The sequence below is a fragment of the Arthrobacter zhangbolii genome (genome assembly GCF_022869865.1).
Taxonomy (GTDB): Bacteria; Actinomycetota; Actinomycetes; order Actinomycetales; family Micrococcaceae; genus Arthrobacter_B; species Arthrobacter_B zhangbolii.
This window is the reverse complement of the sequence record NZ_CP094984.1, coordinates 943,654-964,720: the sequence shown is the minus strand read 5'-3', so window position 1 is coordinate 964,720 and position 21,067 is coordinate 943,654. Positions and strand designations below refer to the sequence as shown.

General features: G+C 65.2%; 21 protein-coding genes and 1 pseudogene. 10 read left to right on the top strand and 12 right to left on the bottom strand.

What is annotated here, in order from left to right:
* Nucleotides 1-25: 25 nt before the first annotated feature.
* Nucleotides 26-1,108, top strand: coding sequence for a substrate-binding domain-containing protein (locus tag MUK71_RS04550; protein WP_227904160.1), 1,083 nt, complete (start codon nt 26-28; stop codon nt 1,106-1,108).
* 165 nt (nt 1,109-1,273) lie between these two features.
* On the top strand, nt 1,274-2,362 hold the full coding sequence (locus MUK71_RS04545; protein ID WP_244802827.1) for a Gfo/Idh/MocA family protein: 1,089 nt from the start codon (nt 1,274-1,276) through the stop codon (nt 2,360-2,362).
* Nucleotides 2,363-2,427: 65 nt separating this feature from the next.
* On the opposite strand, the gene MUK71_RS04540 is transcribed toward MUK71_RS04545, so the two are convergent.
* The 3 genes from MUK71_RS04540 to MUK71_RS04530 are packed head-to-tail and all read right to left on the bottom strand — an operon-like array spanning nt 2,428 to nt 4,273.
* On the bottom strand, nt 2,428-3,024 hold the full coding sequence (locus tag MUK71_RS04540) for a DUF3618 domain-containing protein (protein ID WP_227928865.1): 597 nt from the start codon (nt 3,022-3,024) through the stop codon (nt 2,428-2,430).
* Nucleotides 3,021-3,470, bottom strand: a complete 450-nt coding sequence (locus MUK71_RS04535; protein ID WP_423724612.1) for a phage holin family protein — start codon at nt 3,468-3,470, stop codon at nt 3,021-3,023. The genes MUK71_RS04540 and MUK71_RS04535 overlap by 4 nt, the downstream gene beginning before the upstream one ends.
* Entirely contained in the window at nt 3,467-4,273 is an 807-nt protein-coding gene (locus tag MUK71_RS04530; protein ID WP_227928863.1) for a hypothetical protein, read from the bottom strand. Before MUK71_RS04530 ends, MUK71_RS04535 begins: the two co-directional genes overlap by 4 nt.
* Nucleotides 4,274-4,451: 178 nt before the next feature.
* On the opposite strand from MUK71_RS04530, the gene MUK71_RS04525 reads away from it, so the two are divergent.
* From MUK71_RS04525 to MUK71_RS04515, 3 genes and pseudogenes are all read left to right on the top strand, one after another.
* Nucleotides 4,452-4,985 (top strand): hypothetical protein, encoded by a 534-nt coding sequence (locus MUK71_RS04525; RefSeq protein WP_227928862.1) that lies wholly within the window; start codon nt 4,452-4,454, stop codon nt 4,983-4,985.
* A 5-nt stretch (nt 4,986-4,990) separates the two neighbouring features.
* Nucleotides 4,991-6,460, top strand: coding sequence for a glutamate-cysteine ligase family protein (locus MUK71_RS04520; protein WP_227928861.1), 1,470 nt, complete (start codon nt 4,991-4,993; stop codon nt 6,458-6,460).
* A 183-nt stretch (nt 6,461-6,643) separates the two neighbouring features.
* Nucleotides 6,644-7,051, top strand: a pseudogene (locus tag MUK71_RS04515) (Hsp20/alpha crystallin family protein); the annotation flags it as partial.
* Between the two features lie 328 nt (nt 7,052-7,379).
* On the opposite strand, the gene MUK71_RS04510 reads toward MUK71_RS04515, so the two are convergent.
* From MUK71_RS04510 to MUK71_RS04495, 4 genes are all read right to left on the bottom strand, one after another.
* Complete coding sequence (locus MUK71_RS04510) at nt 7,380-8,345, bottom strand: bile acid:sodium symporter family protein (RefSeq protein WP_227904153.1); 966 nt, start codon at nt 8,343-8,345, stop codon at nt 7,380-7,382.
* 150 nt (nt 8,346-8,495) lie between these two features.
* On the bottom strand, nt 8,496-9,731 hold the full coding sequence (locus tag MUK71_RS04505; protein ID WP_227904152.1) for an NADP-dependent isocitrate dehydrogenase: 1,236 nt from the start codon (nt 9,729-9,731) through the stop codon (nt 8,496-8,498).
* A 175-nt stretch (nt 9,732-9,906) separates the two neighbouring features.
* Nucleotides 9,907-11,520, bottom strand: coding sequence for a bifunctional phosphoribosylaminoimidazolecarboxamide formyltransferase/IMP cyclohydrolase (purH, locus tag MUK71_RS04500; protein WP_227904151.1), 1,614 nt, complete (start codon nt 11,518-11,520; stop codon nt 9,907-9,909).
* 529 nt (nt 11,521-12,049) lie between these two features.
* On the bottom strand, nt 12,050-13,027 hold the full coding sequence (locus MUK71_RS04495; RefSeq protein WP_227928860.1) for an endonuclease domain-containing protein: 978 nt from the start codon (nt 13,025-13,027) through the stop codon (nt 12,050-12,052).
* Nucleotides 13,028-13,163: 136 nt separating this feature from the next.
* On the opposite strand from MUK71_RS04495, the gene MUK71_RS04490 reads away from it, so the two are divergent.
* Nucleotides 13,164-14,516, top strand: a complete 1,353-nt coding sequence (locus tag MUK71_RS04490) for an MFS transporter (RefSeq protein ID WP_227928859.1) — start codon at nt 13,164-13,166, stop codon at nt 14,514-14,516.
* A 40-nt stretch (nt 14,517-14,556) separates the two neighbouring features.
* Here MUK71_RS04490 and purN read toward each other — a convergent pair whose 3' ends face one another.
* Nucleotides 14,557-15,126: a phosphoribosylglycinamide formyltransferase gene (purN, locus tag MUK71_RS04485; RefSeq protein ID WP_227928858.1), complete on the bottom strand. Its 570-nt coding sequence runs from the start codon at nt 15,124-15,126 to the stop codon at nt 14,557-14,559.
* Nucleotides 15,127-15,166: 40 nt separating this feature from the next.
* Here purN and MUK71_RS04480 point away from each other — a divergent pair, with 40 nt between their 5' ends.
* Nucleotides 15,167-15,598 carry a hypothetical protein gene (locus tag MUK71_RS04480; protein WP_227904147.1) on the top strand — a complete coding sequence of 144 codons (432 nt, stop codon included), beginning with the start codon at nt 15,167-15,169 and terminating at the stop codon, nt 15,596-15,598.
* 6 nt (nt 15,599-15,604) lie between these two features.
* On the opposite strand, the gene MUK71_RS04475 is transcribed toward MUK71_RS04480, so the two are convergent.
* Both MUK71_RS04475 and MUK71_RS04470 read right to left on the bottom strand, forming a co-directional pair.
* Nucleotides 15,605-16,915 carry a cell division protein PerM gene (locus tag MUK71_RS04475; RefSeq protein ID WP_227928857.1) on the bottom strand — a complete coding sequence of 437 codons (1,311 nt, stop codon included), beginning with the start codon at nt 16,913-16,915 and terminating at the stop codon, nt 15,605-15,607.
* Nucleotides 16,916-16,988: 73 nt separating this feature from the next.
* Nucleotides 16,989-17,735: a sulfite exporter TauE/SafE family protein gene (locus tag MUK71_RS04470; RefSeq protein ID WP_227928856.1), complete on the bottom strand. Its 747-nt coding sequence runs from the start codon at nt 17,733-17,735 to the stop codon at nt 16,989-16,991.
* Between the two features lie 22 nt (nt 17,736-17,757).
* On the opposite strand from MUK71_RS04470, the gene MUK71_RS04465 reads away from it, so the two are divergent.
* Genes MUK71_RS04465 through MUK71_RS04455 form a run of 3 tightly spaced genes read left to right on the top strand, consistent with a single transcriptional unit; the run spans nt 17,758 to nt 19,868 of the window.
* Nucleotides 17,758-18,393 (top strand): DUF1684 domain-containing protein, encoded by a 636-nt coding sequence (locus tag MUK71_RS04465; RefSeq protein ID WP_227928855.1) that lies wholly within the window; start codon nt 17,758-17,760, stop codon nt 18,391-18,393.
* Nucleotides 18,394-18,449: 56 nt separating this feature from the next.
* Nucleotides 18,450-19,055, top strand: a complete 606-nt coding sequence (locus tag MUK71_RS04460; RefSeq protein ID WP_341482034.1) for a GNAT family N-acetyltransferase — start codon at nt 18,450-18,452, stop codon at nt 19,053-19,055.
* A 12-nt stretch (nt 19,056-19,067) separates the two neighbouring features.
* Nucleotides 19,068-19,868, top strand: a complete 801-nt coding sequence (locus MUK71_RS04455; protein WP_227928853.1) for an MSMEG_6728 family protein — start codon at nt 19,068-19,070, stop codon at nt 19,866-19,868.
* On the opposite strand, the gene MUK71_RS04450 is transcribed toward MUK71_RS04455, so the two are convergent.
* Together MUK71_RS04450 and MUK71_RS04445 are read right to left on the bottom strand one after the other, a co-directional pair.
* On the bottom strand, nt 19,865-20,455 hold the full coding sequence (locus tag MUK71_RS04450; RefSeq protein WP_227928852.1) for a DUF6318 family protein: 591 nt from the start codon (nt 20,453-20,455) through the stop codon (nt 19,865-19,867). The two genes, MUK71_RS04455 and MUK71_RS04450, sit on opposite strands and share 4 nt — an antisense overlap.
* Nucleotides 20,456-20,532: 77 nt before the next feature.
* Nucleotides 20,533-20,916: a hypothetical protein gene (locus MUK71_RS04445; protein WP_227928851.1), complete on the bottom strand. Its 384-nt coding sequence runs from the start codon at nt 20,914-20,916 to the stop codon at nt 20,533-20,535.
* Nucleotides 20,917-21,067 lie beyond the last annotated feature (151 nt).

Sequence of the window (21,067 nt, the reverse complement as noted above, 5' to 3'; positions counted from 1 at the left end):
CACCGCTATCAAGAAAGAGAACACCATGCGTAAATTCGCAAAGTCCTTCGCCGTTGTCGCAACGGTGGCAGCATTGTCGCTGTCCGCCTGCGGCCGCTCCGAAGAAGCAGCATCCGAATCCGAATCCGGTTTCGGTGAGGGTGCCGCCATCGGCGTTGCCCTGCCGCAGAAGACCTCCGAAAACTGGGTCCTCGCCGAATCCCTGTTCAACGACGGCCTCAAGGAAGCCGGCTTCGAAGGCCAGGTCCAGTTCGCCAACGGCGGCGTCTCCGAACAGCAGAACCAGATCAGCTCCATGATCACCAACGGCGTCGAGGTCCTGATTGTCGGCGCCATCGACGGCAGCCAGCTCGGCTCCCAGCTGCAGGAAGCCAAGGATGCCGGCATTACCGTCATCGCCTATGACCGCCTGCTGACCAACACCGAGAACGTGGACTACTACGTGGCCTACGACAACTTCAAGGTCGGACAGCTGCAGGGCCAGGCGCTGCTGGACGGATTGAAGGAAAAGAAGCCCGAGGGCCCCTACAACATTGAGCTGTTCGCCGGATCCCCCGATGACGCCAATGCCCAGGTCTTCTTCGACGGCGCCATGGACGTGCTGAAGCCGGAGATCGAAGCAGGAAACCTCAAGGTTGTTTCCGGCCAGACGGAATTCAACCAGGCTGTCACCCAGGGCTGGAAGGCCGAGAACGCCCAGAAGCGTGCGGACACGCTGCTCTCCGCCAACTACGCCTCGGTGGAACTGGACGGCGTCCTCTCCCCCAACGACACCCTGGCCCGCGCGGTCCTGACCTCCGTTGAAGCGGCCGGCAAGCCGCTGCCCGTCATCACCGGCCAGGACTCCGAGGTTGAGTCCGTGAAGCTGATCATGGAAGGCAAGCAGTACTCCACCATCAACAAGGACACCCGAAACCTGGTGAACCACAGCATCGAGATGGTCAAGAACCTGGCCGCCGGTGAGGATGTTGAGATCAACGACGACGAGAGCTACGACAACGGCACCAAGGTTGTTCCGGCTTACCTGCTGGAGCCGGTCATCGTTACCAAGGCCAACGCCGGCGAAGCCTACGCCAACGATCCGACGCTTTCCGAGCTGGTCAAGTAAATAAGCATTACCTGAAGTAGCACTACCGCCCTCCGGGGCGGAACGGCCCGGGACCCTGACGGGGACCCGGGCCGTTCCTTTGGGACTGGCGCCGCCCCCTAGGCTCGGGCCGCTGCCCACCATAGAGTAGGGACACTCCCTGCAACGACGCGGAAGACGAGGACAATGACCGCTGTTCAACACATTCCCACCCCTCCCTGTGTGCAGCCCGGGGCCCCCAGCCCGGTCCAGGCCACCGGCCGAACCCTTCGCTGGGGCGTAGTCGCCACCGGCAATATTGCCGAACGGGTCACCGAGGACATCGCCCGGCTTGAAGATGCCGTCCTGCAGGCAGTGAGTTCACGCGGCCAGGCCAGCGCCGAGGATTTTGCCCGGCGGTTTGGCTTCGCCACCAGCTACTCCGACTCCTCGGAGGGCAAGGGCTACGACCAGCTGTTTGCTGATCCGGACGTGGACATTGTTTATGTCGCATCCCCGCACGCCCAGCACTATGAGATCACCCGGCGGGCGCTGGAAGCCGGCAAGCACGTCCTGTGCGAAAAATCCCTGACCATCAATGCCAGGGAAGCCGAGGACCTGATCGAGCTGGCACGCTCCCGCAACGTGTTCCTGATGGAGGCGGTGTGGACACGGTTCCTGCCCTGCATCAACCGCATCTGGGAGCTGGTGGCGTCCGGTGAACTGGGTGACATCCAATGGGTCCAGGCCGATCTGGGCTTCCCTGCCGCCTATGACCCGTCGCACCGGCTCTGGGATCCCGCTGCAGGCGGCGGAGCCCTGCTGGATCTCACCGTCTACCCGCTGACCTTTGCGCTCGGAGCCCTGGGATACCCGGAGACGGTCCACGCCATCGGCGCGGTCAATGCGGATGGCGTGGATGTGCAGAACGCCCTGACCCTGGGTTATGCCTCCGGCGGCATGGCTCAGCTGACATCCTCGCTGGTGTCCTCGTGCCCGCGGACGGCGGTCATCTCCGGCACCAAGGGCTGGCTGCACACCGGGTCCCCGCTGCACAACCCGGTGGAACTGACGATTACCCCGCATATGGGTGAGACGCGGACGGAACGGTTCCCGCAGGTTGGCAACGGCTACACCTACGAACTGCGTGAGGTGACCCGCTGCATTCAGGCGGGCCTGCTCGAAAGCCCCACCATGACCTGGGCCGATTCGCTGCGCACCATGCGCATCTTTGATGCCGCCCGCGCCCAGATGGGTGTGCTTTACCGCAACGACGAAGCAGCTGTACCGCGCTGAAAAACGCACAACGACGGCGGCCCCGCACCTTTTCCGGTGCGGGGCCGCCGTCGTTGTGCGGTTGTTTAGGCGTTCCGAACGTTTTGCTGTGCCTCGGTGGCGGAATCCTTCACCTCGGTCACAGCGCTCTGCCCCTCGGACTTCACATTCTTCGCGGCGTCGGCAGCAGTAGCCTTGACGTTCTCCATCGCTTCCTGAGCCGGCTCCTTGAGCCCCTGGGCCATTTCCTTAGCAGCCCCTGCCAGCTCATCGGTCATCGGCTTGGCAGCGGTCTTAAGGTTGTCAGCCGCGACGCGTTCCTTCTCACTGGCGGGGATCAGGGAGGCGGCGAGCAGTCCGGCGCCGAACGCGATCAGGCCCGCTGCCATGGGATTGCCCTGTGCCTTGCCCACCAGCTGTCCCGGGGCATCCTGCACAGCTGAACCGGCAGCGGACATACCTTCCGACACACTGCCGCCGGCATTTGAGGCACTGTTGCCCATGGAATCTGCCACACCCATCACCTTGTCCTTCACTCCGAATACCTTGTCCTTCACCTTGTTTGTCTGTCGCTGGACAATGTGGGAGGGGGTTACTTTGTCCGCCACGGCATCCACGTTCGTGCCCAGCCGTTGGCGGGTCCGCTCGATGTCGGCGCGAATCTCATCAGGGTTTTCACTCATCGTGTTTCCTCGCTTGGTTTCATGGTCCGGGGGAATTCCTGCAGGGTTTCCGAGGTCTGCGGCAGGCCCTTGATCTTCTTCATCTCCGTACGTCCGCGCGCCGCCAGGACTGCGGCGATGATGGCCCAGATGACGGCTACGATCACGGCGGACCAGCCGAAGCCGATCGCGGTGGTGCCGAGGCCGTACCACAGGGCAACGGACAGGAAGAGGAGGACGAAGTAACCGGCGACGGCGGCACCGCCAAACATACCGGCACCTTTTCCGGCGCGGGTTGCCGACTGCTTCATCTCCACCTTCGCCAGTTCAACTTCCTGGCGCATCAGCGTGGTCATGTCCTGCGTTACCTGGCCGAGAAGGTCTCCCAGCGACGTGGACTCCGCTTTGGCCTGCGCAGGTGTGGGAGGTTTGGCCTGCGCAGGTGTGGGAGGCATTTCGGTACTCATGAGTGCCGACCGCCGCTGTAGGGATCAGCTGCCGGAACTCCGGTGGACGGAGTGGGCGGCAGGGTCTGTGCCGAAGCCGGGCCGGAACCGGCACTGCGTACCGGCTCGGAACCGAAGGGATCATCGACCCCGGCAGCGTCCGGTGAGGTACCCGGCCCTTCCGCCTCGGTTTCAGCTACCCGGGGCTGGGGCGGCTGTATCGGCGGGGCCGGGGGCACCGGCGGGGCTGCATGCTGGCCGGTGGAACCGCCGGACACACCTTGTGCCGGAACTCCGGCGCTCAGGCTCTTGTTCAGGCGTCCCGCGAGGAAACCCGCACCGGCCGCGATGGCGAGGAAGGCCATTGGCCGCTGCCGGGCAAAACCCTTGACCTCATCCAGCAGCGATCCCGGATCCCGTCCGTCAAGCCAACCGGCGACCGACGAGGCACGGCTGGCTGCTTCCCCTACCAGATCGGCGGCCACACCGGACTGGCCGGACTGGGCCATGGACTGCAGCTCGTCGGCGACGGACCGCAGGCCTTCGGCCACCTTTTGCTGCTGTGCGCCCGCCTGCTCGGTGAGGTCGGAACGTGCCTGGGTGAAGAGGTCCCTGGCGTTGCTTTTCACTTCGGATGCGACGCCGGCAGCTTCGGTTTTGGCTGTTTCTGCCACCTGCCCGGCGTTCCCTTTGGCATGCTGGGCGAGGTCACCAGCCTGCTGCTTGGCTGCATCCGTCTTGGCGGCCGCGGTTGAGTCAGATCCCGCTCCTGACCCGGGGGATGCTGCATGGCTTCCGTCGCGTGGGCTGAAGTTGTCTGTCATCATCGCTCTCTTTCGTCGTCGCGTTGCTGATCGGATCGAAACCGCACAACAATACTAAGCATACTTAGCTAATCATGGGTAGTAAGCAACCTTGCTTATGCGACCGGTGCATGGTTGTCTGATGTGCACCGACGAGAACGACGGCGCAGGTTCTCTCCGCGACCCCAGGAGCATCAACATGGCAGCACTGACGCGATCTGTTCATGACCTCACCGCAGCAGCGTGGTTTGGCGGTTCCCTTATGGGCGCCGTTGGCCTGAACGGGGCAGCAGCCGAAGCGAAGGATCCCACCGAACGGACCCGGCTCTCCGCCCTCGGATGGAAGAAATGGGCACCGGTCCAGGCTGCGGCAATCGGCGGCCATGCCCTGGCCGGCCTGGCACTCCTGGGCGAGAACAGCGCGCGGATTGGCCGGCAGGACGGGGTGGGCCGGCTTACCGTATACAAAACCGCGGCGACTGTTCTCGGCGCAGGGGTCACGCTGTACGCGGGCATCCTGGGCGGAAAGGTGGAGCAGCTCGCCGAACAGGGCAGCCGGGGTGCCACCGAGCCGAGGGAAGACGCCTCCGAGGAACTGAAGGCGGCGCAGCGGCAGCTCAAAGTTCTCCAGTGGAGCATCCCTGTACTGTCCGGAGCTGTGATCGTGATGGGCGCACAACACGGTGAGATGCAGCGGCCCGTCAACGTCTACAAGGGCCTGAAGGGGAAGTAGGAACCATGGGCGCCGAAGTCACCAGCCGGACGTTCAGCAGGGCACAGCGGACCGCCTACCGGCAGCGGCTGCTGGAAAACCTGGACCATTTTGCCCATTACCTGTCCACCGCCCGGTTCGCCGACACGGCGAGCATTGGGCTGGAGCTCGAGCTGAACCTCACCAACCGTGACTTCTCCCCCGCCCTGCGCAACCAGGCTGTCCTGAAACGCATCGCCGATCCGGCTTTCCAGACCGAAATCGGCGCTTTTAACATCGAGATGAACCATCCCGCACTTTCGATCGGGCAGTTCGGACTCAAGGACCTCGAAGACGGCCTGCGAACGCAGCTGAACCGTGCTGACCAACGCGCGGAGCAGGAGGACGCGGACATCATGATGGTGGGAATCCTGCCCACCCTGACGCCCGGGTTCATGGATGGCTGGGAGTGGCTCAGCAGCGGCCAGCGATATGCCGCCCTGAACACTTCGGTACTCCAGGCGCGCGGTGAAGACGTTTTGCTGGATCTCTCCGGCCCGGAGCCTCTGTCCTTTTACGCCCAGAACATTGCCCCCGAAGCGGCGTGTACGTCGGTGCAGCTGCATCTGGAAGTCTCACCCGAGCAATTTGCACCGGCCTGGAATGCAGCGCAGATGATCGCTGCTCCCCAGGTTGCGCTGGCGGCCAACTCGCCCATTTTCATGGAACACGTCCTGTGGCATGAAACCCGGATTGAACTGTTCAAGCAGTCAATTGATACCCGACCCCCGGAAATGCGCCAGCAGGGTGTGCGGCCCCGCGTCTGGTTCGGAGAACGGTGGATCACCTCCATCTTCGACCTGTTTGAGGAGAACGTACGCTACTTCCCGGCGCTGCTCCCGGAGCTCTCGGGCCGAGGGGATGAAACCACCTCTGCAGGTGCACCGCTGCTGGCTGAACTGCGGCTGCACAACGGTACCGTTTACCGCTGGAACCGGCCCATCTATGACCCGGGCAGCGGCACCCCCAATCTGCGGTTGGAAAACCGTGTGCTGCCGGCAGGTCCGTCAGTCATAGACGTTGTAGCCAATGCAGCTTTCTATTACGGCCTGGTGGAATACATCCGCACCGCAGACCGTCCGCTGTGGAGCCGGCTTGCCTTCAAGACCGCGTCCGACAATTTCCTCTCCTGTGCCCGCCACGGGCTGGAGGCCACGGTGTATTGGCCGGGCATCGGCGAAATTCCGGTTGCTGAACTGATTGTGCGGCACCTGATCCCGCAGGCCGCCGAAGGGCTGCGCGCCCTGAAGGTGGACCCCACGCTCATAAACCGCTATCTGGACGTCGTCTCCGAGCGGGCACGGACCGAGCAGAACGGAGCAGCCTGGCAGATCGCCACGCTTCGCCGTCTGGAGGAATCCGGACTGGCACGCAGCGCCGCGCTGGCCGAAATGTCCCGCCTCTACTGGGAGAACATGCACAGCAATACGGCCGTGCACGCCTGGCCGGTGGGCTGAGGACAGAAAAAACCGGTCCTCCCGGACCGTTTTTATCCATGTGATCTGGCACTCACTATGCCCGAGTGCTAGCGTAATTTCATCGTTGAGGTAGTGCGACTCAACCTTTATCGACCCTTCCACAATCGGCGTTTCCACCACCGATGCCCGACCGACGTCGGTGGCACAAAGGAGTTGATGAACATGGCGATGAAGTTTGATCCATTCCGTGAGCTGGACCGGGTTGCGGGAGCCCTTCTGGACCCGCGCCAGCGGCTTCGGCTGATGCCCATCGATCTGTACCGCGAGGGCGACCATTACATCCTCAATGCAGATCTTCCCGGCATCGATCCCGGCTCGGTGGACGTTGACGTGGATGGCCAGCTGCTGACCATCCGCGCCGAACGGACCATCCATACCACCGAAGGGGTGACCTGGCTGACCCGCGAGAGGGAAAGCGGCAGCTTCCTCCGGCAGCTGAACCTTGGCCAGGGCATAGATATCGACAACATCTCAGCCAAGTACGAGAACGGCGTGCTGAGCGTCTTTATCCCTGTCAGCGAGCGTTCGAAGCCGCGGAAGATCGAGGTTTCCGCGGCATATAAGGACGGGAACACGATCTCGGGCCAGAGTTCCTCGGAGCCGGCGTCCGTTTCATCCGGCTCCGGAATGGGATCCGGTTCAAGCGGCTCGGGCTCCGGCATGGGCGGTTCCAGCTCAGGCATGGGCGGCGGTTCAGGAATGGGCTCCGGCGGCTCCGGTTCCGGCGGCTCAGGCTCGTCCGGGCCATCCTCCTCCGGCGATCAGGGTGCCGGCATCTAGCCGTTCAACTGCAAGCGAAGCAGGCCCCGGACTTCGGTCCGGGGCCTGCTGCATTTGTTTGAGGCCGCGTTTGTTCAGGGCCGACTATGTTTGTCCGGGGCCGGCCGCCTCCAGACAGTCAGGACACCGGCCGGCGCTGCCAGATGGCGGCCATCAGTGCGCCGGAGACGTTGTGCCAGACCGAAAACACTGCCGCGGGCAACGCCGCTTCCGGAGCGAAGTACTGTTTCGCCAAGCCGGCAGCAAGCCCGGAGTTCTGCATCCCCACTTCAATAGCCATGGTCCGGCGTGACGGGATCGGCTGCCGGAACAGCTTGGCGGCGCCGTACCCCAGTCCCAGTCCCAGCGCGTTGTGCAGCACCACCGCGAGCAGGATAAGCCAGCCCGCGGTGAAAATTGCCTGGGCGCTGCCGGACACCACCGCGATCACCACAAACGTAATCGCCAGCACGGAAACCCAGGGCAGCACGGGGAGGATCCGGTCCACCAGCCGCGGCATCAGGTAGCGGATAACCAGTCCGAGCACCACCGGAATCAGGACAATCTGCACAATGGACCACGCCATGGAACCGGCGTCAACTGCCATGTACCGGCCCGCGAGCCAGAGCGCCAGCAGCGGGGTCAGCAGGGGCGCCAGCAGCGTGGACACCGAGGTCATGGCCACGGAGAGGGCCACGTTGCCGCGGGCCAGATAGGTCACCACATTGGACGCCGTGCCGCCCGGAGCGCAGCCCACCAGGATCACGCCCGCAGCCAGTTCCGGGCTGAGATTCAGCGCCCAGGCGATCCCCAGGCCCAGCAGCGGCATTATGACAAACTGCGCCACCACGCCCAGCAGCACCGGAAGCGGCTGGCGGACCACCATCCCGAAATCCGGGAGGGTCAGCGTCAGGCCCATGCCGAACATAATCAGCATCAGCCCCGGGTTAATGTAGGCGGAGAGCCCGGTGAAGGGCTGCGGGAAGAAGAGCGCAATCACTCCCCCGGCAACAATAAGCAGCGGAAAAACCGTTACCGCTATGCGGGCGCTGCGCTCTTCGGCAGCGGAAACCGCCGGGGCCGGCGTAGTGGTGGAATTCGACATCCCCACATGGTGGCACCGCGGGTACCTCCGCGCTACTTATTACGCGGCCTCCGTATTAAACGACGACGGCGCGCCGCCCCGCGAAGGGGCAGCGCGCCGTCGTCGTGCTCCCCCGCAACAGGGCGGGGAAGGCGCGGTGAGGAGAGCCGGTTAGGCCGCAACCTCGGCGCCCAGGCGGGCCTTGAGGTTCTCATCCAGTGCGGCGAGGAACTCTTCGGTGGTCAGGTACGGCTGGTCCGGGCCGACCAGCAGTGCCAGGTCCTTGGTCATCTTGCCGGATTCGACCGTCTTGATGACAACGTCTTCAAGGGTCTCGGCGAAGTTGATGACCTCGGGGGTGTTGTCCAGCTTGCCGCGGTGCATCAGGCCACGGGTCCACGCGAAGATCGAGGCGATCGGGTTGGTGGAGGTGGGCTTGCCCTGCTGGTGCTGGCGGTAGTGACGGGTCACGGTGCCGTGTGCAGCTTCAGCCTCAACGGTCTTGCCGTCCGGGGTCATCAGCACGGAGGTCATCAGACCCAGCGAGCCGAAGCCCTGTGCCACGGTGTCGGACTGGACGTCGCCGTCGTAGTTCTTGCAGGCCCAGACGTAGCCGCCTTCCCACTTCATTGCGGAGGCAACCATGTCATCGATCAGGCGGTGCTCATAGGTGAGCCCGGCTGCTTCGAACTGGTCCTTGAACTCGGCGTCGAAGACTTCCTGGAACAGGTCCTTGAACTGGCCGTCGTAGGCCTTCAGGATGGTGTTCTTGGTGGAGAGGTACACCGGGTAGTTGCGCTGCAGGCCGTACGCGAAGGAAGCGCGGGCGAAGTCCTTGATGGAATCGTTGAAGTTGTACATACCCATGGCGACGCCGCCATCTTCGTTGTACGTCACAACCTGCTGCTTGATTTCTTCGCTGCCGTCGGCCGGGGTGTAGGTCAGCGTCAGCGTACCGGCACCGGGAACCTTGAAGTTCGTGGCCTTGTACTGGTCACCGTGGGCGTGGCGGCCAATGATGATCGGCTTGTTCCAGCCCGGGACCAGGCGCGGGATGTTGGAGATGATGATCGGCTCGCGGAAGACCACGCCGCCGAGGATGTTGCGGATGGTTCCGTTCGGGGAGACCCACATCTTCTTCAGGCCGAATTCCTCGACACGTGCCTCGTCGGGGGTGATGGTTGCGCACTTGACGCCCACGCCGTGTTCCTTGATGGCGTTGGCGGCGTCAATGGTGACCTGGTCATCGGTCGCGTCGCGGTTCTGGATGGAGAGGTCGTAGTACTTCAGGTCTACGTCCAGGTACGGGTTGATCAGGCGGTCCTTGATGAACTGCCAGATGATACGGGTCATCTCATCGCCGTCGAGCTCTACGACAGAGCCCACAACCTTGATTTTCTCAGCCACACGGTCTCCTTGTGTGTTGGTGGGCACCGGAGCATGTCTTGTGGCATGACGGAACCCGTTTTTTAGGCTTGTATTTGAGTTCAACTATGCCACAGCGCACTATCTGTGCCCTAAAACGCGGGACGGCACATTACCTGCACCGTCCCGCGTTTTCGTATGGCCTGCGGCGTATTCGCTAGTGGAAGAAGTGCCGGGCGCCGGTGAAGTACATGGTCACGCCCGCAGCGGCAGCAGCTTCGACCACTTCGTTGTCGCGGATGGAGCCGCCCGGCTGGACCACGGCGCGCACACCGGCGTCGAGCAGGATCTGCAGTCCGTCCGCGAAGGGGAAGAACGCGTCCGACGCCGCTACGGAACCGCGGGCGCGGTCCTCGCCCCCGGCGCCCAGGGTGTTGGCCCGTTCAACGGCGAGCCGGCAGGAATCCACCCGGTTTACCTGGCCCATGCCCACACCCACGGACGCGCCGTTCTTTGCCAGCAGGATGGCATTGGACTTCGCGGCCCGCACGGCGGCCCAGGCAAAGGCGAGATCGGCCAGGGTGGCTTCGTCCGCCGGTTCCCCCGCGGCGAGGGTCCAGTTGGCCGGATCATCGCCCTCGGCCTGCAGCCGGTCCGCCTTCTGCACCAGCACACCGCCGGAGACCTGCCGGAATTCGGCAGTGTTGCGGCCGTATCCGTCCGGCAGGGCGAGCAGGCGGATGTTCTTCTTCGCGCTGAGGATCTCGACGGCGGCCGGCTCGAAGTCCGGAGCAATCACCACCTCCGTGAAGATGTCCTTCACCGTTTCCGCCATGCCCGCGGTGACCGTGCGGTTGGCGGCAATCACGCCGCCGAACGCGGAGACGGGATCACAGGCGTGGGCCTTGGCGTGCGCGTCCGCAATCGGATCGGCCGCATTCGGGGACGCCACCGCGATACCGCACGGGTTCGCGTGCTTCACGACGGCGACGGCGGGCTCATCGAAGTCGAAGGCGGCACGCAGGGCGGCGTCGGCGTCGACGTAGTTGTTGTAGGACATGGCCTTGCCGTGCAGCTGGTCGGCCTGGGCGACGCCGGGCTGGCCGCCCTTCTCCACGTACAGGGCAGCGTCCTGGTGCGGGTTTTCGCCGTAGCGCAGCACTTCGGCGCGCTCCAGGGCGAGGCCGGTGTAGGCCGGCCACTTGGCGCCGTCCTCGGTGCCGTCGCCGAACTGCTCGGCCGTCCAGGTGGCTACCGCGTTGTCGTAGGCGGCAGTGTGGGCGAATGCTTCAGCAGCCAGCCGGCGGCGCTGCGCCAGGTCGAAGCCGCCCTCCGCCGCTGCGGTGACAACGTCGGAGTATTTGTCCGGGTCAACCACCACGGCCACCGACGGGTGGTTCTTGGCGGCGGCGCGGACCATGGAGGGCCCGCCGATGTCGATCTGCTCCACCACGTCATCCTGCGCCGCGCCGGAGCGGACGGTTTCAACGAACGGGTAGAGGTTGACCACCACGAGGTCGAAGGGTTCAATCTCCATTTCCTCGAGCTGGGCCACATGGTCATCCCGGCGGCGGTCGGCGAGGATGCCGGCATGGACGCGGGGGTGCAGGGTCTTGACCCGGCCGTCGAGGCACTCAGCGAACCCGGTCACCTCGGATACCTCGGTGACGGCGACGCCGGCAGCAGCGATCTGCTTGGCCGTGGAGCCGGTGGAGACAATGCTGACACCGGCTGCGGCGAGGCCTTGCGCGAGTTCCGTCAGCCCCGTCTTGTTGTAGACCGAAATCAGGGCCCGGCGGATAGGGACACGGTCGAGGACGGGGTTGCTCACAACTGACACTCCAAGGATTCGATGAACGGCGTGCGCAGGCCGTGCGGCCCACGAGAAGTTTATGCCTTGAGCCCTCCGCCCCGCCTCGGGGCGGTGTAACACGGTGTCTCGGGGGATGAATGAGGGGTGTGGTGGGGCGGTTGCGGAGCGTGGTGGGGCGGGTGCGGGGTGCGGTGTGGCGGGTGCGGGGTGTGGTGTGGCGGTTGCGGGGCGTGGCCGTTGCGGAGCGTGGTGGGGCGGGTGCGGTGTGGCGGTTGCGGGGTGCGGTTGCGGGCTCCAGCGGATCGAAACGGCACGATTTACCGTTTTGCGCATCGAGAAGGCACGATTTACCGTTTTCGGCCCGGAATTCGGTAAATCGTGCCTTCTCGATTCAGTGCCGCGGCACCGGGGACCCACCGCACCGGCGGGACAGGGACCAAGGGACCCCAGGGGCCGGCGGGACCGGGATCAAGGGGCCCGCTCCACCGGCGGGACCGGCACCCGGGACCGGCACCCGGGACCGGCCGGACCGGCAGCCCGGTCTGGTCTACACGGCTCTGCCGGGATACCAGCCCCGCGCACGCAAGGTACTACGGATACGTTCCTCCGTTGCTGCCCGATTCTCGGGGCGAAGGTGCTTTTTGCTGAAGCGCAGCACCACCCAGCCCAGTTGCCGCAGCCTCTCATCCCGTTCAATGTCGCGATGCCACTGGTCCGGATCCCGCAGATGGTGTTCCCCTTCGTATTCAAGGGCAATCCGCAGTGCCCGGTACTGCAGGTCCGGCCGGGACACGGGCCGCCCGCCGGCACCCATGATCCACCGGTTCACCTCCGGCTCCGGCAGGCCCGCGGACAGGATGAGCAGCCGCAGACGCGATTCCGGGGCTGAATCGACACCCGGGCGCATCAGCCCAAGTGCCGTCCGCGCCGTGGAAATGCCGCGGCTTCCGGATCTCCGGTCGATGAGGTCCTGCAGGTCCTGGACCCGGCACAGCGGATCGGGCCGGGGAAGGTAGCCGCCTCGCACCGGGGCATCCAGCCGTCGAAGCACCGAGTCGCCGGCCACCACCAGGTCAGCGACCGGGAGCAGGGCCGCGAGGTCACACCACGTCCATGAGGGAGAGGTGATCAGTATCCCGGCTATCCGTACTACGTCTTCCCGCAGGAGCGGAGCCTGATGCCCGGCCACGCCCTTCCGCCGGGGCCGTGACAACCGCAGCGGCCGAGTGAGGTGAAGCGGGCCGTTCGCCAGGCGCCGCGGCAGCCACATTCCCCACAGGGCGGCGGCGGTGGTGTGGCTGGCTACGGTAAGGCCGCTAACAGGCGCAAGCGGACGAACGATGTGCAGCAGGGAAGGCTCCACCCCCGTGACGGCACGGATGCCGTACCCGACGGCGTCGTACTCTTTCCTCCGCAGGGCCGCCGGCGGCACACCGCGTGCCCGTGCCTCCGCCACGGTGAACACGGACCCGGGCAGCACCGGTCCTGGAAGGGCCGGTTGTTCACCCCGCTCCGCGTCAGCCATGGCCCCATACTTCCTGCTTCTGCGGGTTCCTCCGGTTTTGTCCACAGGCATATGCCTCCACGCGGTACTGTTTTCCCCGACGCAATCAGCGCTCCGCTGCATCATCTTCTGCCCAGCTCCGGAAGGCCCCGCCCAGATGTCCATCACCAATGCCCTGCCCACCGGCGACCAGGTGGTCCAAAACCTGCCCTGGCGGTGGAACGTTCAGGGCAGGATCTTCCTGATCGGCGGCCTCGGCTTTATGTTCGACGCCTGGGACGTGACCCTGAACGGCGTCCTGATTCCACTGCTCTCCAAGGAATGGGACCTGGTGCCGGCGCAGGCCGCCTGGATCGGTACCGCGAATCTGCTCGGCATGGCCATCGGGGCATTTGTCTGGGGGTCCATTGCTGATGCGATTGGGCGCAAGCGGGCGTTCTCGGCCACGCTGCTGGTCTTTTCGGTCTTCACCGTGCTCGGTGCGTTTTCCCCGGACATTGTCTGGTTCTGCATCTTCCGCTTTATGGCCGGGTTTGGCCTGGGCGGCTGCGTGCCCGTGGACTATGCCCTGGTGGGAGAGTTCACGCCCAAAAAACAACGCGGCCGGGTGCTCACCGCGATGGACGGCTGGTGGCCGGTAGGGGCGGCGCTCTGCGGAGTTACCTCTGCGGTGATCATGGCGACCTTCGCCGACTGGCGGTACACCATGCTGATCATGGTGCTGCCGGCCCTGCTGGTCTTCTGGGTGCGCCGCTCGGTGCCGGAATCCCCGCTCTACCTCGTGCGCAAGGGCCGGACCGCTGAAGCAGCCGCCGTCATCGAGGATCTGATCCGGCGCACCGGCGGCGCCAAAACCGAGTGGCGGCTGCCCGAACCCGCGGAGCCGGAGAAGCTGACACTGCGCACCATGGGCACCCAGCTCGCCGACCTCTGGCGGTTCAGCACCAAAACCACCATCGCCGCGTGGTCCCTGTTCCTGACCATCCTGCTGGTCTACTACCTGGCCCTGCAGTGGATGCCCAAGATCCTCGTGGACGCCGGGTTCGCGGAATACCGCGCGTTCCTGACCACATCCGGCATGGCCGCCGTCGGACTGCTGGGCGTGATTGCCGCCGCCCTGCTGGTGGAAAAGGTGGGGCGGAAGTGGATCCTGGCAGTGACCGGGCCGCTGTCCGCGGCGATCCTGGTGGTGGTGGCCCTGGTAGTGGACGTACCCACGGCCGCCACCATCTGGCTGCTGGCCTACGGATTTGTGGTGCAGGTGGCCATTCCGGTGCTCTACGCCTATGTGTCCGAGCTCTACCCCACCGAGCTGCGCGGCAGCGGATTCGGCTGGGCGTCCACCGTCTCGCGGATTGGCGCCGGGTTCGGTCCTTTGATTTTCGTGTCGGTGCTGTGGCCGTACCTCGGGCTGCCGCTGTCCTTCGCGCTGGCCGGGGTGCTGGTGCTGCTGGCAGTACTCTGGATGGCCCGCTTCGCTCCCGAGACCAGGGGCGCGGCGCTGGACTGAGCGGCCAGGGAGCCGGCGGTCCGGGCCTTCCGGAACCCGCTCAGAGCCCTTCGCGGCTGAGGCGGTCCAGGGTTTCCAGCAGCAAACGGCGTTCCTGCACCTTGATGCGTTCGTGCAGGGTCTCTTCCGTGTCGCCGTCGAGCACCTCGACGGCCGCCTGGGCCAGGATCGGCCCGGTGTCCACGCCGGCGTCGGCCCAGTGGACGGTGCAGCCGGTGATCTTCACTCCGTAGGCCAGGGCGTCCCGCACCCCGTGGGCTCCGGGGAAGGAGGGCAGCAGGGCCGGGTGGGTGTTCAGGTAGCGGCCGTTGAAGGAGTTGATGAACTCCTCGTCCACTATCCGCATGAATCCGGAGGAGAGCACCAGATCCGGAGCGTAGGAGGCCACTTCCCTGGTGAGTGCCCGGTTCCAGTCAGCCCGCGCCGGATAGTCGCGGAAGTTCACCACAAAGGTGGGGTACCCGGCGTCGGCGGCGCGCTCCACACCGTAGGTGCCGGGCCGGTCCGAACCCACGGCGGCAATTTCGACGTCGAGCTGCCCGTCCCGGACGGCGTCCAGCACGGCCTGGAGGTTGGATCCGGTGCCGGACACAAGAACTACAATGCGCATGCGTCAACCATAGGGTGCCGCGTCGCCTAGGGTTAAACGCATGAACGACGACGGTGCCCAGACCCAGACCAAGTCCCCGGCCGGGGCGGACAGCAGCCGCCAGGATGTTCCCGACGAGCAGAAGCGCAACGCGGTTCAGTACGTTCGGATCTTCTGGCTGCTGGCAATCGCCACACTGCTGAGCAGCAATCTTGTACTGCCGTGGAAGCTGGTGCCGATAGCGCTCGGAACGGCCGCCGTCGTAGTAGGCATTATTGCGCTGGTCAAAGCAGCCCGGGCAAAGATGCGGCCCGTGCTGCCGGTCCTGATCTCCATCGGCCTGGTCATCACGTTCGTCACCACGCTCGGCATGGCGGCCATGGCCATGCTCTGGGACCGGACGGTAACCTACGAATCCTGCATGCGTTCAGCCATCACGCTGAACGCATCCGAGTCCTGCCAGTCCGAGTACCTGAGCTTCGAGCTGCCGTAACCGTCCTCAGGCCTTGAGCGCAGGTTCGCGTACCTGTTTCGGCTCGCGTTCCAGCCACGGGCCCACGGCGTAGCCAATGACGACGCCGACCCCAACCTCCGCGGCAACCCACAGGCCCAGCCACAGCGGGTCGGGTCCGAGGCCGACAAAACGCCCCACGCCCAGCGAGCCCTGGGAAAGCCAGCCCGCTGCCGCCGCCAGCACGCCGGACACCAGGCCCACAATGGCGCCCAGCACCAGGGTGGATACCGGAGCGGTGAACCACCGGGCACGGATCTTGATGGACAGCCACTCATCAAAGTGGTTCTCACCCTCACGCAGGAACCACCAGCCGGCCAGGATGCCCGCGGCCACGGGGATCAGCAGGGCAACGTAGCCGTATTCCATGCCGCCTGCCGGCAGGGCCGCCAGCACCGGGACCGCCGGCAGCGGACCCACGGTGGTTTCCAGCGGGCTGATGATGCTGCCGGTGCCCATGGAGAACCCGGCGCCGGAAGCCCAGCCAAGGGTCCACACCACAAAGTTCGGCATCAGGCCCAGCTCCACCACGGTGAGCACCGCCCCGCCGATTATCCCTGCGTCGAGCCGCTGGTACACCGCCGCGATGGTGGCCCAGTTCAGTGCCAGGGCAACAACCAGCAGTACAGCTGACAGGCCCAGGGCGGCGACGATTCCCACCACCCCGGCCCGCAACGCGGACCACAGGTAAGAACCTGCCCAGCGCGAATGCTGGCTGGTCCGGGCAATCCAGTCGGTAAGGTCCATGCCGATCAGCCGCACCCACGAACCGGCCTCGATTCGGGCACCCACAATAAGGCCGGCTCCGGCAGCGATCAGGGGCAGCAGCGCCCCGGCTGTCACCGAAATCCGGACACCGTCCGTACTGCTGAAATATGCCGCGGCCGCGCCCAGCAGTGCATAGGTTCCCAAGGCCCCGAGCAGGGCCTGCCAGAGCTGGTCGGTGTAGGAGGCCCGGGCCAGCCGGCGTCCGGCCCGCCAGGACAGGAAGAACGGAATCAGGCTCAGTCCGAGCGGAAGCAGTGAGAGCAGGCCGGTGGAGGGCGATGCGCCGAGCTCCCCGGCGGGAAGGCTCAGGGACAGCGGCACGCCGTGGATCAGCAGCCAGGCCTGACCGCCCAGCCGGGCAAGGGAGGAGAACTCCCGGTCGGTGAAACCGTTGGCAAACCAGACGCCGACCAGCGGCAGCAGTACCACCAGCGCCGAGAGCAGGGCAGCCTGGCCCAGTTCAAACGTTCCCTGCAGCCAGAGCGGCATGGGCGGCATACCCGGCTTCTTGCGCCGCAATAAAATCTTCATCGGTTCTATCGTGCCACCCGGCCCCGCGCAGCCCGGCGAGGCTCCGGCGTGAGTCGGCTAACGGAGCCCCGGGTCAGAGGTCGATCAGGCCCTTCACCAGAGCCGCAGCTGCTCCGATGAACGCGATCACAATCACGGCCAGGCGGGCCTGGTCATCGCGGATAAAGCGCTGCAGTTTCTCCCCCGCATAAATGCCGGCCACAATCATCAGCGCCACCAGGGCCCAGGCCCAGGCCTCGAAGGGCGGCATCTGTCCGGGGTCCAGGAAGAGCTTGGAGGTCAGGGTGACGGCGGCCGTGGTGACGAAGAAGGGCTGCAGGGTGGCCGCGAAGGGCCGCTGCGGCCAGCGGGCCAGCAGTGCGTAAACGCTGACGGCCGGGCCGCCTACGCCGGCCATGGCGTTGGTGATCCCGGATGCGAAACCGGCCACCGCCTTGGGAACATTTCCGGTCAGGACCACCGAGGTCCGCTGCAGGAGCAGGGAGATACTCAGGGCCACCAGGACGACGGCGCCTACCGTCACGGCCAGCGGTGCAGCGGGAAGGAACACCGCGGCAGCCGACGCCGGCACGCTGGCTATCACAGCGGGCACGGCGAGCCAGCGGTACATTGACCAGTCCACATCCCGCCAGACGCGGCTCATAATCAGGAGCGAGGACACCAGGCCGCAGATATTTACCATGATCACCCCGCCGTGCGAACCGAGGATGATTACGAGGAACGGGGAAATCAGCAGCGCGAAGCCCAGTCCGGCAATCCGCTGGGCGATCGCTCCGATGAAGATGGCGACAAGCACCACAATAAGAAGTCCGGTAGTCACTGGAACACACTACGCTGGACAGATGGTATCCCCCGTCACTGCCCTTGCCACCGCCGACTGGCGCCGTAACGTGTTTGCCCTTTACGAGCAGGCCCGGCGCGCATCCGAATCGATTTCCGTGTCACACGCCCATTCCCTGTGGGCCACCGGTCGGGACCGGCTCTTCGGTACACACCCGGCGTCGCCCCTCCCCGAAGCCACGCGGCGTCGCTTCCGCGGCCTCCGCACCGCCCGCTACGATCCTACGTTCCGCTTCGAGGCGGTAATTGAGGACGCGGGTGCCGGCCAGTCCATGGAGGTTGCCACGGGCACCGACGGCGTGGTGCCGTTTACCCGGCTGGGCACGGTCAGCGTTGACGGTGTGGGTTCCCTGGCGGTCTGGAACCTGGATTCCTACGGCGGAGGTATTTTCATTCCGGTCAAGGACGCAACCTCCGGCGCTGACGGCGGCAGCTACGGTGGCGGGCGCTACCTGCTGGACACCATCAAGGGAGCCAACCTGGGCGCGGGCGAACGGCCCGGCAGCCTGGTGCTGGACTTCAACTATCTCTACAACCCGTCCTGTGCCTACGACGAGGCCTGGGCCTGCCCCCTGCCCGGACCGGAGAACACCGTGGACGCCGGGCTTCCGGTCGGAGAGCTCTACGCCCGGTACTAAACCGGCGGTATGCCCGGGTCGAAGGGCAGGCACCTGCCGGGCATGCCTATGCTGGAGTGGTGCAAGCCTCGATTTCACATGCAACACCAGAAGATATCCCCGGGCTCGTCGGACTGGCCGCCCTTACGTTCCCGTTGGCGTGTCCGCCTGAGGTCACACCGGAGGACAGCACCGCCTTTGTCACGGAGAACCTGTCCGCCGAGCGGTTCGCCGCTTATCTGAATGACGAGAAGGCGCTGGTTCTGGCGGCCCGGGACGCCGGCCGGCTGCTGGGCTACTGCCTGCTGGTCCTGGCGGCACCGTCGGATCCGGAGGTGCTTGAAGCCCTGGATCAGGGCCGTGCGGTGCGGCCTTCGGCTGAACTGAACAAGTTCTATCTGCACCCGGACGCTCACGGCAGCGGGCTGGCCGGCCAGCTGGTTGAAGCGGCCGCCGGCGCCGCGGCTTCTGTGGGGGCCCGCTCCATGTGGCTGGGCGTCAACAACCGTAACGTCAGGGCGCAGTCCTTCTACCGCAAGTCAGGGTTCCAGACCTCCGGCCGCCGGTCCTTCCGGGTAGGCAGCCATACCTTCCGTGACCTGATCATGGTCCGCCAGCTGGTGGCCGCTCCGGATGCGGGTGCCGGTGCTGTTCGCGGAGCGGCCCGTCCCGGCGAACAGTGACAGACTGGGCCGGTGCAAACCTTCCTCCCCTATGAGAGCTTCGCCCGCAGCGCGGCGGTGCTGGATCAGGCACGGCTGGGCAAGCAGCGCGTGGAGACCCTGCAGCTGCTGCGCGGGCTGGTGGTTCCGGACTACGGCTGGCGGCGGCACCCGGCACTGCTGATGTGGAAGGGCTTTGTGCCCGCATTGACCGCCTACGGGCTGGCGATGACGGACGAGTGGATTGCCCGCGGACATGCCGATACCGTGCGTGAACAGATCCTGGAGTTCGCGCCCCGGGTGGACGGGGATGGCGGCGCGGTTGAGCTGCCGTCCTGGCTGGGTGACGAGGAGCTGCACCGCAGTCACCGGTCCAATCTGATCGAGAAGTCTCCCGAGGTTTACGGGCCGCTGTTTCCGGATACCGATGCCGGGCTGCCGTATGTCTGGCCCTCCCCCGCCGACGTGCCGGATCCCGCGGATCCGGACCCCGCGGACACACTGTGGGTGGCTCGGGCAGTGCCCGACGGCGATGCTGCCACCATCGTCCTGCCGATGCTTTCCGCAAAGGGCACGCCCATTACCGGCAAGCGTGGCCGGCAGCTGGTGCGGCTGCTGGAGGACATGGACGACGGCGATCCGGTGGCCGTAATAGCCCCGAATGACAGGTCGCGGCTGCTGCTGGGGCGTGCCGGTCCGGTGGAACTCACAAACGACACTGCCGTGCGGCCGGTGGCACTCTCCGGGAGCATTCCCCGGTCTGCGTTCAGCTATCCCGCAGTGCTGCAGGATCCCCGGACCCTGTTTGCGGTGCCCCGGCCTGCCGACCTTTAGCAGTCGGGATCTTCGGGGTGGAACTGACATTTATCCAGGACGTTCATAGTCGCGATGTTCGCCGCCACCCAATGATCGCCTTCCCATACCGCCTCGAAGAGTTGCACAACACCCAAATCGGCCTCACCTTCCAGTTGCAGGCCTTCGGGGCCGTAATACTCCATCGCCTCCTGTCTAAAGTAAACAACCGCCTGGTACCGCCCGTCGGGTGTGAGCACGTAGTCAGAGTGAACTTGCAAAACCTCTATTGCCGAGTTCGCCATCCAATCGTCGCCAATGTACCCGCCTTCGACTACCTCGAAATAGTTCGCACAGGTTTCGCATTCGGGACCACTCACGGCCTGAGTCAAAGAGGTATCGCCGGTCTCGTACCCGTAGTTCGCCGTCTCGTACCAATACTCAGCGAAGGCCTCAAGACCGACCTTGGATGCGGTTTTGGCTTCGACAGGCACCACTGGGAGCGGAACATTTTCAGCCGGACCCTTGGCGGACCCAGGCTTATATCTGGGGGTGGGAGTGGGGGTGGGAGTAACGGATGACTCCGTCGTTAGTGGGGACTCCCCCTCGAAGGCATCCCCGTCGCTCATGGCACACCCTGCAAACCCGACAGCCGCCCCTATCGAGGCCATCATTATTGTGATGCGTCCCCGGCGTCCTTTGACCTTTAGCATCCGACGCCGTTCGGGTTCACCAGGCAGTTGTCCGCCACACTGCGGGTTTCCGACCGCCACACCCGCAGGGTCTGGGCGGGCGAAGACACCGTTGCCCGCCCATCGATGGGAATCACGGTTCCCCCGTTCACCGAATACGTGCCGGAGAAATACACCGTTGCGCCCACCTGATAATCCCCGCTGGCCGCATACGCGTGGCTGGTCTGCGTCACCTCACCCCAACGGTCCTGGCCCAACGGGCCTCCCGGTACCGGGGTGGGCCCGTACACCGTGCCGTCACCGTAGTTGATCTCGTATTCCGTCGGTGTGGCCACAATCCGGATGCTCTGCCCCAGCAGGACCATCTCGAAAACCTGCTCAGTTGCTTCGATATACACGTTCGTTTCCATCCCGACCAACGTGTGCGGGCTCGGCTGCAACACCAGCCCGCCGGGAACTATGGGCCGTTCCTGAAACGCGGCAAGGATTTGCGCCCGGATCTGCTCACCAATATCAACCGGTTCCTCGGAGTAAATGCACGACGGCGTA